Origin of the sequence: Brevibacterium sp. (genome assembly GCF_052105255.1) — a bacterium.
Lineage (GTDB): Bacteria > Actinomycetota > Actinomycetes > Actinomycetales > Brevibacteriaceae > Brevibacterium > Brevibacterium linens_B.
Genome location: NZ_JBQDYQ010000080.1, coordinates 1 through 10,130, shown reverse-complemented (window position 1 = coordinate 10,130; position 10,130 = coordinate 1). Strand labels below are relative to the sequence as shown.

The window sequence follows — 10,130 nt, the reverse complement described above, 5'->3', positions numbered from 1 at the left end:
TCTGGGTCAACATCTTCGTGTGGCAAAGTCATGGCTCTAACATATCGACAGTCCGACATCCGGGCCACCGCCGTCGGTGGGTGAGATCAGTTCGACCGTCACCGAGGCGGCGCGGTCGTTCCGGTCGACCGTCACCGAGGCGGCGCTCAGCCTTGATGGGTGCGGCACTGTCCGCCTCGGCGGGGGTGCCGTTCTCCTCCCCCACGGTCAGCCGCCGTCCACGATGTGCGCTCCGGGGGCGGGCCCGGTGGTGCGCAGCGCTTCGTTGACGCCTCTCGTGGCCTGCAGGAGCACGGCGAGGTCGAGGGCATGGTGGGCGTCGCGGGCGAGGAAGCCGATCGTCGGGCCCGACCCGCTGAGCAGGGGCAGGAGCGCTCCGGCGTCCCGGCCGGCCTCCATCACCTCGGCGATTTCGGGCATGAAGGACACGGCCGCCTCGGTGAGGTCGTTCGCCGCGGATCCCGCGAGCGTGTCCGGTTCGCCGGCGGCGAGCGCCGTGAGCACCCGGTCGGGGACGGTCGCGGGTGCCGGGGAGGGGTTGAGCTCGTCGAAGCGGGCGTAGACGTCCGGGGTGGGCAGGGGCGACGCCGAGGTGGCCATCACCCAGTGGAAGGTTCCGCGGGTGAGCACGGGGCTCAGCTTCTCCCCGCGACCGTGGCCGATGGCCGTGCCCCCGCGCAGGAGGAACGCGACGTCGGCACCGACGGCGACCGCGCATTCGTGGAGGATCGCCTCGTCGACGCCGCCGACGAGGTGGGCGGCTCCGACGAGGGCGGCGGCCGCGTCGGCCGATCCGCCGCCCATGCCGCCGGCCACGGGCACCTGCTTGTCGATGACGATGTCGAGGTCACGCAGCACGTCGACGTCACGATCGTCTTCGAGTGCGGTGATGAGGAGGTCGACGGCGCGTCTGGCGAAGTTCGACTCATCGCGTGGGACCGCGGCATCCGCGTAGCGGCCCTGGACGATGATCGTTCGTGTTCCGCCGGGAATGAGGGTGAGGGTCTCGCCGAGGTTAAGCGCTTGGAACACGGTGGCGAGCTCGTGATATCCGTCGTTGACCGCGCCCACACCGAGGTGGATGTTGATCTTCGCCGGCGCCCACACTTTCACCGGGGCCGGGATCGTCATGCGCGGGTGCAGCGGGACGGTCATGGTGAGGGATCCTCAGCGGGAGGGGCCGGTGCAGCGGCATCTGCGTTGGAGGCGCCACCGGCGCCGACGGCAACGGCGGCGAGGCGTTGGAAGTCGGCGACGGTGAGGGCCTCGCCGCGGGTCTTCGGGTCGATTCCGGCCGCGGTCAGCAGGTCTTCGGATTGCTGGGGGCTGCCGGCCCAGCCGGACAGGGCAGCGCGCAGGGTCTTGCGGCGCTGGGCGAAGGCTGAGTCGATGAGGGCGAAGAGGCGGCCGCGCACTTCCGGGTCGCGGTCGGTGCGGGTGACGTCGATGCGGACGAGTCCGGAGTCGATGTTCGGGGCCGGCCAGAACACGTTCTTGCCGACCTTGCCTGCCAACTGGACGTCCCCGTACCACTGGGCTTTGACGCTGGGGACTCCGTAGGTGCGGGAGCCGGGAGCGGCGGCGAGGCGTTCGGCGACTTCGAGCTGGACCATGACGAGGACGGTCGTCAGGCTCGGGAAGGTCTCGAGGAAGTGCAGCAGCACGGGCACGGCCACGTTGTACGGCAGGTTCGACACGAGCGCATCGGGCTGGTTCGCGGCATCGGGCCGATCGTCCGCGGGTTCGGTGGTGTGCTGCGGTTCTGGCAGCGTCGTGACGCGGAGGGCATCGGCGTTGACCAGCTGGAACGGCGCGTCACTGCCGGCGAACCTGTCGACCGTGCTCGGCAGCTTCTGCGCAAGCAGTTCGTCGATCTCGACCGCGGTGACGGAGTGACCGGCTTCGAGCAGGCCGAGGGTGAGCGAACCGAGTCCCGGACCGATTTCGACGACGCTCGAGTTCTCTTCGAGACCGGCGGTGGTGACGATCGAGCGCACGGTATTGGGGTCGATGACGAAGTTCTGGCCCTTCTGCTTCGTCGGGCGCAGACCGATGTCAGCAGCTAATTCGCGGATATCGCGGGCGGTCAATAACGTCACAGCCAACAACTTACCGCACCACCCAGCCGTCACAACCACCGCAGCGGCCCGGCGGTTCGGCCGGGCCGCCTCGGCGAGCGGAAGACCCCACCGTGCAGGCGATAGGGTGAAGCCATGGATCCGCAGACACTGACCGAACTGCTCGACGTCGCCGTCCTCGAACGTCTCGACCGCATCGACGACCTCGAAGGCGATGAGCTCGCCAGATCCACGGCCCTGCGCAAGGAGGGCTTCTCCGCCGAGGTGACTGCAGCCCTGCTCACTCAGGCCCGGCTGCGTCAGGAGGCGGCAGCGAAGCTCGGACCCTTCGCGGAGGATATGCTCTTCACCCGTGACGGACTGGCCCAGGCCACGCGGCTGCCGGTCGCCGCTCATCATGCGGGTCGCCTCATCGGCGACGTGGCCGAGGGTGAGTCCTTCCGCATCGCCGATCTCGGATGTGGGATCGGCGCGGATTCGGTCGCCTTCGCCGGAATGGGCGCGCAGGTCTCGGCCGTCGATGCCGACGAGGTCACCGCAGCCATCGCCGCCTTCAACCTCCGCCATCTGCCCGATGCCGAGGTCGAACACGCACGCGCCGAGGATGTCGGCTTGGACGGATTCGATGCCCTCTGGTTCGATCCGGCCCGGCGGACCATCGGCAAGGCTGACAAACGCGGATCGACTTCCCGCATCACCGACCCCGAGGCGTTCTCACCTTCTCTGTCATGGGTGATCGAGCAGGCGAGTACGGCGAAGGCAGCCGGAGTGAAGCTCGGCCCGGCACTCGACCACGACCTCGTCCCCGAGGATGCCGAAGCCCAGTGGGTCTCCCATAATGGAGAGGTCGTCGAGGTCTGCCTCTACTTCGGTGCGGCCATGCAGCGACCCGGACGCGGAGCTCTCGTCATGGGCGAACGCACCCTCCTCGTCCACGAGGACAACCTGCCCGATAAGGACGAGTCGGGCATCGGGGAGCTCGGGAAGTATCTGCTCGAACCCGACGGGGCGATCGTGCGTGCCGGACTCGTCGCAGCGTTGTGCCCACCGTTGCAGGCCCGCAGACTCCACCCGAAGATCGCGTATCTGACCACCGACGTCGAACCGAGCGGCCCGGCCGCCGCAGGCGTCACCACCTACGAGGTCGTCGACGTACTGCCCGCGAAGGTCCCGAGCCTGCGCAAGGAGCTCGTCTCTCGCGGAATCGGCTCGGTCGTGATCAAGAAACGCGGGGCCGACATTGTTCCCGACCAGGTCCGACACCAGCTCAAACTGCCCAAGGGCGACACAGCCACTCTCGTGTTCACCCGGCTCGGTGACAAGCACGTCGTGCTCCTCACCCAACCTGTATGACCCTTTCAACCTGTCCGTGAAGAAATCCGCCCGTGAAGGAGATCGAATTGTCCCGCTCCGACGTTCTCATCAGCGCCGATGAACTGCTCACCCGAATGGCCGACTCCCCAGCGCCGAGGCTGCTCGACGTCCGCTGGACTCTGCCGAAACCCGATGGCCGCGAGGACTTCGCCGCCGGGCACATCCCCGGCGCAATCTATGTCGACCTCGACACCGAACTCGCCGACCACGACACCACCGACCCGACGGCGGGCAGGCATCCGCTGCCGAGCGCTGAAGCCTTCCAGAAGACTGTGCGTTCCTGGGGCATCGACGAAGGTACCGAGGTCGTGGTCTATGACGACAACTCGTCCCTCGGTGCGGCCCGCGCCTGGTGGCTGCTGCGCTGGGCCGGGCTGAGCGTGCGGGTCCTCGACGGCGGACTCGCCGCGTTCCGTGACGCCGGCGGGACGCTCGAGACCGGCGGCTCCCCCGAGGTCACACCGAGTGCCGTGGAGATCAGCCCGGGTCGACTGCCCGTCATCGACGCCGAGGCGGCAGCCGGTTTCGATGGAGTCCTGCTCGATGCCCGCGCCGGTGAGCGCTTCCGCGGAGAGACCGAACCGCTCGATCCGCAGGCCGGTCACATTCCCGGGGCGAAGAGCGCCCCGGCCACGGACAACGTTCCTGCGGGGACGTTCCTGGCCGAGGCGCTGCTGCGCGAACGCTTCGATGAACTGGGCGCCCTCGATGGTCCCGTCGGCGTGTACTGCGGTTCGGGAGTCACCGCCTGCCACAACGCTCTGGCGCTGGCGACCCTCGGCGTCGAGGCCAGCCTCTACCCCGCGAGCTGGTCCGGTTGGTCATCCGATCCCGACCGCCCCGTCGAGACCGGCTCCTGACGCTCAGTCACAACCGCACGTGCGCACCACCGCATCCGCGCGCACCACCGCAAGCGCGGTCACACGCCGGCGGTCACGCGCCGGCGGTCACGCGCCGGCGGCATTCTTGGGTCGATCCACGGTGGTTTGAGCGTGAAAAACGCCGCGGATCGACCCAGGAATCGCCCTCCACGATTGTCACGAACCGTTATTCAAGGCTGAGACTGAGCGCTGAATCACAGACGCAATCGGGCGGAACCGTGGTCATTCACCAGCCATTCATGTCAGCCCCAGCCCCCTGACCTGCAATTTTACTCTCGAGTCTACCCGCGAATCCTTTTGTAACAAAAACGTGACAGAAGATCACGAATTCGTTACAGTGGAGGACATCGTCACACTCAGACAGGCAACGAGAGGAAATCGTGGCATCTAAGCAGCACGGCCGCCGCGCCGCGAACGCCAAGGCAAAGACCCCACTGACCGAGCTGAGCGAACTGCTCGCTTCGAACTCCGGCGCATTCGGCCGCCGTGCCGCAGTCGTCGCCGCCAGCGGCGGACTGCTCACCGCAGCGATCATGCCCGCGGCAGGGCAGGGAACCGACGACGAAGCAAAGGTCGCAGCCGAGTCCGAGAAGCAGGCACCCGTCGAATTCAAGAACCAGACGCCGACCATCGATGCCGGCGGTTCCTCGAAGAAGGGCGATCAGGAGGCTGAAGTCACCGTCGATACCGACGTGGTCACAGCCGAGGCCGCCCCTAAGCCGAAGCCCAAGCCGAAACCGAAGCCTCAGCCGAAGGAAGAGCCGGAGGAGACCGTCGCAGAACCGGCGCCCGCTGAGGAGCCGAAGGAAGAGCCGAGCGACAACTCTGACGATGATTCCGCCGGCACCAGCGATGAGGGCTCCGATTCGGGCGACGACAAGAGCAAGGACGACGGCGCAGACTCGGGCTCCGGGGACGTTAAGGTCCCGGACGGTTCCAAGGCCGAGCAGGTCATCGCCATCGCGAAGCAGTACGTCGGCACACCGTACGTGATGGGCGGGACTTCACCCAGCGGCTGGGACTGCTCCGGCTACACCTCATTCGTCTACGGCAAGGTGGGGGTGGACCTGCCGCGCACGTCTTCGGCACAGAAGGGCGCCGGACAGGTCGTCTCGGCCTCCGAGGCGAAGTCCGGAGATATCATCTGGTCGCCGGGCCACATCGGCATCTACGCAGGCGACGGCATGATGTACGACGCTGGCAACTCTTCGGTGGACACCAGCTACCGCAGCGTCGATTGGATGACTCAGCAGGGCGCCCAGTACATCCGCGTGCTCTGATCTCCACTCAGAACTGAATACATGAGGAATCCCCTCGCCGGCACAGTGCCGACGCGGGGATTCCTCTATGTGCGTCGCACGATCACGACCATGTTCACAGCCCCGCTAGGAACCCGTGATCGCAGCCGTCTGATCACCCGCAATCGGGGGCCTTGTCGCTGCCGTCGTACTCGGCAGGCAGCTGACCCGATGCCGCGAGGTCGCCTTTCAGCCACTTCGCCACGGCCCGCAGTGCATACGGGTTCGAATCGTACGCGGTCACGGCGGACTTCGCCGCGGTGCTGCGCATCGTCCACGGAGCAGCGGTGCCCACGGCCACCTCGGCGGAGGTCGACGGGCTCAGACTCACGGAGGTTCCGCCGGATCCGACGGTGAGGTCCTCGGCTTCGGCCGCCTCCTTCAGCGCCGCCTTCTCCTTGTCACTGCCGCCGACGATCGAGATCGAGTCCGTACCCGCGAAGGAGCATTTGCCCTTGAGCACGGTCAGCGACTTGTCGGCGACCTCGGCGAGGACCTTCTTCGGATCCTTCGCATCCGAGTCCCCGGCCTGCACGCTCTTCTGAGCCTCGGCGGTGGCCAGCTGTGCGGCGACGACGCGTTCGGACTTCTCGACGAGGTCTTTCTTCTCCAGTGTCCCGTCCCCCATCGCCGTGACGATCGCCTTCTGCGCGGCCGCCGAATCCGGGGGCATGAGGGCGATATCGGCTCCAGCGGCGAGCGCCTTGACCGTCTCTCCACCCCTGAGGTTCTGCGGCACGGCCTTCATGTTCAGCGCGTCCGTGGTGATGACACCGTCATAGTCGAGGGTGTCGCGCAGCACCGAGTACGCCTTCTTGTTCAGGGTCGCGGGCGTCGTCTTCGCATCGGGCAGCCCGATATGCCCCATCATCACCATCGGCACCCCTGCCTTGACCGCGGACTTGAACGGCAGGAGATCCGTGTCCTCCATCTCCTCGATCGACTTCTCCGACACCGGCAGGCTCTCGTGCGAATCCACGCCGAGGCGGCCGTGCCCCGGGAAGTGCTTCGCCGAGCTCGACACCCCACCGGAGCGGTAACCTTCGACGGCGTCGGCGACGACCTCGGCGACATCCTCGTGGTCGGTGCCCCCCGAGCGGACGTTGATCGCTTTGTCCTTCGGTCCGACCGTGACGTCGGAGTCCGGGGCGAAGTCGATGGTGAAGCCCAGATCGGTGAGGTTCCGCCCCTGCACGGTCGTGGCGTCGGTGATGAGGTCGGAATCGTCGGTCGCGGCCAAGCCCATGAGCGGCGGGAACGGCAGCGCTGCGGTGCCGAGGCGTGACACCGGGCCGCCTTCCTGATCGACGCCGATCGATACGGGCTGACCCTTCGACCGTGCCCCGGAGATCTGACCAGTCAGTTCCGTGACCTGGTCCTTCGTCGGGTTCTCGGCCAGGTTGTAGCCCATGACGATGACCCCGCCGAGGTGGTTCTGCTTGACCATGTCCACCGGGGTCTGCGTGTCCGTGCCTTCCCAGGTGCCGATGATGAGTGACCCGGCGAGCTCCTCGTCAGAGAAGTCTCCGACGATGCCCGCGGCCTCGTCCTTGAAGTCAGCAGGATCGGCGTCGGCGGGGTCATCCAGGGACGATTCGGTCTGGGCCTCAGACTGCGCTTGGGTCTGAGAACCCGACTCGGCGGAGGACTTCTGTTCGGCCGTGGAGGATTCGGGGGCTGACGCTCCGCCGGAACAGCCGACGAGCGCGAGAGTCGTGGTCAGGGCCAGGAGGCTCAGGCGAGAACGCAACATGTCTCCATGCTAGACGTTCCCGCCTGCTCGCCGCCTGTTCAGAGTTCTTCGTGAGCGGCCAGACGGCGGGCGGTCTCCTTTACCCGCAGGTCTTCCTCATGGACGAGCCGCTGTCGAACCTCGATGCGAAGCTGCGGGTGCAGACCCGCGCACAGATCGCATCCCTGACCCGCCGCCTCGGCGTCACCACCGTCTACGTCACCCACGATCAGGTGGAGGCGATGACGATGGGCGACCGGGTCGCGGTCCTCGCCGATGGCAGGCTGCAGCAGGTCGACACTCCCGCGAACCTCTACGATCGACCGGCGAACCTCTTCGTCGCGGGCTTCATGGGCTCGCCGGCGATGAACCTCGTCGACGTGCTGGTCGAGGGTACGTCGCTGCGCCTCGGCGATGTCGAGCTGTCCCTGACTGCGCAGCAGCGTGACCAGGTGACCGGTGAGACGGTCACCGTCGGGATCCGTCCGGAGGATCTGCAGGTCACCGAGACCCAAGGCCTCGAGGTCACCGTCGATCTCGTCGAAGAGCTCGGCGCCGATGCATACGTCCATGGTCGAGCAGTCCTGGCCGCGGGCGAGAAGACAGTGGTGGCTCGCGTCGCCGGCCGCTCGACGATCCGCCGCGGGGACACCGTGCGCGTGACTCCCGATGCCGCGCGCCTGCACCTCTTCGACACCGATTCGGGCAGCCGATTGGCCGAGGATGCACGCCGCGCCGCGTGATCGGTGCGCCGCGTGACCGGCGGGGCGACGAAGGCGAGCGCACCCCGGGACGGTGGGGCCGCCTCGGCGGGGGAATGCGGGGCATCACACAGCTCGAAAGTCGCCGCTGAGTCAGGGGAATCGGGCGTGCGCGTTTATGATCGGATCATGGTCGATTTCGCACGCTCTCCCCGCTCCACCCTCGGTGTCGAGTGGGAACTGGCTCTGCTGGATTCTCGCAGCCTGGATCTGACCCCGGCTGCCGAGACTCTGTTGGCCGATGTGGCCGAGCATGCGCCCGAGTACGAAAAGCACATCGTCGGAGAGATGCTGACGAACACCATCGAGCTCGTCACCGGCGTGCACAAACAGGTGTCGACCGTAGCTGAGGATCTGGCCACCTCGATCGGGGCGCTGCGGAAGCTGACCGAGGCACGCGGTGTCGAACTGATGTCGGCGGGCACCCACCCGTTCGCGCAGTGGCAGTCGCAGGAGGTCCGGGCGAAGGACCGCTATCTCGAACTCGTCGATCGCACCCAGTGGTGGGGTCGGAACATGCTGATCTTCGGCGTCCATGTCCACGTCGGCATCGACTCGCGCGACAAGGTGCTGCCGATCGTCAACGCACTGCTCGCCTATGTCCCGCACCTGCAGGCACTGTCCGCGTCGTCTCCGTTCTGGGGCGGCACGGACACCGGCTATGCCTCGAACCGGGCGATGATGTTCCAGCAGCTCCCGACGGCCGGTCTGCCGTTCCAGTTCGGTCAGTGGGCGGACTACGAGAAGTACGTCGACGATATGCTCACCACCGGGATCATCGACAACATCAACGAGATCCGCTGGGACATCCGGCCGGCCCCGCACTGGGGCACCGTCGAGGTCCGTGTCTGCGACGGACTGCCGACGCTTGAGGAGATCCTCGCGGTCACTGCGTTCATCCAGTGCCTCGTCGATGACATGTCCGAGCGCCTCGACGCCGGTGAGACTCTGCCGACGATGCCCGATTGGTTCCACAACGAGAACAAGTGGCGCGCCGCCCGCTACGGCATGGACGCGATCATCATCGAAAACGCCGCGGCCGACGAGCGTCTCGTCACCGAGTGCCTCGCCGATGAGATCGAGCGCCTCTCGCCCGTCGCCGAACGTCTCGGCTGTGTCGACGAGCTGCACTCGATCAACTCGATCATCGAACGAGGCGTGCCCTACCAGCGCCTGCAGAAGGTCTTCGGAACCACCGGTTCGCTCACCGAGGTGACCCGCTCGCTCATCGGCGACCTCCGCAACTCCTACAGCTGAGGCTGTTCTTCCGGGTTCGATTGCGCCCACCCGCGGCCGCATCAGTCCCTCATGCGTCCTAGGGGTGGATCCACCACGATTCGCAAGGAGATTTCGAGACGGATCCACCCACAGGAGACACGTGGGCCCGCAGGCACGGCACCGCCGGCGGGGTGCCCACTCACAGGTGAGGGCGGAGCAGTTCCAACAGCGTCGGCAGCGCAGCGGCGACTCCCGGGTGCAGCTCAAAGTCGTCGAGTTCATCGAGCGGCACCCACGTCAGCTGGATGCTCTCGGGGTCATTGATGACAGCGTCGAAGCGGCGCAGGGTCTTCGCGATCACCGTCGTGTACGACCAGGTATCCAGGTCGAGGACATGCGTCTCGAGGATCTCGATGCCCGACCCATCCTGGTCAGGCACCCCGGCTTCTTCCCACGACTCCCGGACCGCGGCCTCGACCGCCGACTCGCCCATATCGCGGGCACCGCCGGGGAACCCCCAGGTCCCGCCCTCGACCGACCACAGCGCCCGGTGCTGCATGAGCACCCCACGCTCGGGATCGACGAGCATGAGCCCCGCGGCCCCGTTGAGGCCCCAATGCTTCTTCCCATCAGACCCATACGTCCACCCGTCACCTGATCGCCGAGGCGGCCGACCGTCGGGCAGGCGCGTGGACTTCGCCGCCTGTGCGTTCTGCTCGGCGGCGCTGTTCGGTTCGTTCTCAGACGAGGACATGATCGACATCCAAAGAGGAGACGGCGGCGAAGGA

The 10,130-nt window shown here is 66.9% G+C and carries 8 protein-coding genes and 1 pseudogene; 5 read left to right on the top strand and 4 right to left on the bottom strand.

The features are described from left to right. Positions 1 to 207 precede the first annotated feature (207 nt). Both ACTIIH_RS14960 and rsmA read right to left on the bottom strand, forming a co-directional pair. Positions 208 to 1,155, bottom strand: a complete 948-nt coding sequence (locus tag ACTIIH_RS14960; RefSeq protein ID WP_441091867.1) for a 4-(cytidine 5'-diphospho)-2-C-methyl-D-erythritol kinase — start codon at positions 1,153 to 1,155, stop codon at positions 208 to 210. After that, positions 1,152 to 2,099 carry a 16S rRNA (adenine(1518)-N(6)/adenine(1519)-N(6))-dimethyltransferase RsmA gene (gene rsmA, locus ACTIIH_RS14955; RefSeq protein ID WP_441452690.1) on the bottom strand — a complete coding sequence of 316 codons (948 nt, stop codon included), beginning with the start codon at positions 2,097 to 2,099 and terminating at the stop codon, positions 1,152 to 1,154. Before rsmA ends, ACTIIH_RS14960 begins: the two co-directional genes overlap by 4 nt. A 114-nt stretch (positions 2,100 to 2,213) precedes the next feature. On the opposite strand from rsmA, the gene ACTIIH_RS14950 reads away from it, so the two are divergent. The 3 genes from ACTIIH_RS14950 (at position 2,214) to ACTIIH_RS14940 (ending at position 5,613) form a co-directional block, all read left to right on the top strand. Further along, a complete protein-coding gene (locus tag ACTIIH_RS14950; protein WP_441452689.1) occupies positions 2,214 to 3,431 on the top strand; it encodes a class I SAM-dependent methyltransferase in 1,218 nt (405 codons plus the stop codon). A 47-nt stretch (positions 3,432 to 3,478) separates the two neighbouring features. Next, positions 3,479 to 4,312 carry a sulfurtransferase gene (locus ACTIIH_RS14945; RefSeq protein WP_441452688.1) on the top strand — a complete coding sequence of 278 codons (834 nt, stop codon included), beginning with the start codon at positions 3,479 to 3,481 and terminating at the stop codon, positions 4,310 to 4,312. 401 nt (positions 4,313 to 4,713) lie between these two features. Further along, positions 4,714 to 5,613 (top strand): C40 family peptidase, encoded by a 900-nt coding sequence (locus ACTIIH_RS14940; protein ID WP_441452687.1) that lies wholly within the window; start codon positions 4,714 to 4,716, stop codon positions 5,611 to 5,613. A 133-nt stretch (positions 5,614 to 5,746) separates the two neighbouring features. Here ACTIIH_RS14940 and ACTIIH_RS14935 read toward each other — a convergent pair whose 3' ends face one another. Continuing rightward, positions 5,747 to 7,384: a glycoside hydrolase family 3 N-terminal domain-containing protein gene (locus tag ACTIIH_RS14935; RefSeq protein WP_441452686.1), complete on the bottom strand. Its 1,638-nt coding sequence runs from the start codon at positions 7,382 to 7,384 to the stop codon at positions 5,747 to 5,749. An 83-nt stretch (positions 7,385 to 7,467) separates the two neighbouring features. On the opposite strand from ACTIIH_RS14935, the pseudogene ACTIIH_RS14930 reads away from it, so the two are divergent. Together ACTIIH_RS14930 and ACTIIH_RS14925 are read left to right on the top strand one after the other, a co-directional pair. After that, positions 7,468 to 8,106, top strand: a pseudogene (locus tag ACTIIH_RS14930) (ABC transporter ATP-binding protein); the annotation flags it as partial. 147 nt (positions 8,107 to 8,253) lie between these two features. Continuing rightward, a complete protein-coding gene (locus ACTIIH_RS14925) occupies positions 8,254 to 9,381 on the top strand; it encodes a glutamate--cysteine ligase (protein WP_441452685.1) in 1,128 nt (375 codons plus the stop codon). 160 nt (positions 9,382 to 9,541) lie between these two features. On the opposite strand, the gene ACTIIH_RS14920 is transcribed toward ACTIIH_RS14925, so the two are convergent. Continuing rightward, entirely contained in the window at positions 9,542 to 10,096 is a 555-nt protein-coding gene (locus ACTIIH_RS14920; RefSeq protein WP_441452684.1) for an NUDIX domain-containing protein, read from the bottom strand. Positions 10,097 to 10,130: the final 34 nt, after the last annotated feature.